We start from the raw sequence: 444 nt of genomic DNA, 5'->3' as shown, positions 1-444 counted from the left end.
ACGTTGTCGTCGGAGCACCCATCGACTCCACCACCACACTCACACATGTCTCAACAGAAATCCGACTACGTAGACGACGCCGACATCGACGCCGACCTCGACCAGCTTCCCGACGACGAGACCGTCGAAGCGACCGTCGAGAACCTCGAAGCGAGCGGGTTCGACGTCGTCGTCGTCGACACGGCCGACGAGGCGCTCGAAGCCGTGCAGTCGCACATCCCCGCCGGCGTCTCCGTGATGAACGGCCACTCGACCACCCTCGAAGAAATCGGGTTCGACGACTACCTCAGCGAGGGCGACCACGAGTGGGAGAGCCTGCCGGACCAGATTTGGGGCATCGACGACGACGCGGAGCGACAGGCCGCCCGCCGCGACTCCCAGACCGCCGACTACTTCCTCGGCGGCATCAACGCCATCGCCCAAACCGGCGAACTCGTCGCCGCG

Annotated in this window: 1 protein-coding gene; it reads left to right on the top strand. The window is 65.5% G+C overall.

The genetic code is table 11. The annotated features are described in order from the left end of the window. Positions 1-45 precede the first annotated feature (45 nt). A partial coding sequence (locus DVK01_RS21425; protein WP_199722422.1) for a lactate utilization protein occupies positions 46-444 on the top strand: 399 nt, incomplete at its 3' end.

Source organism: Haloarcula sp. Atlit-120R, from assembly GCF_003665885.1.
GTDB lineage: Archaea > Halobacteriota > Halobacteria > Halobacteriales > Haloarculaceae > Haloarcula > Haloarcula taiwanensis.
Note: the sequence above shows the minus strand (reverse complement) of the source record. Positions and strands in the feature narration are given on the sequence as shown.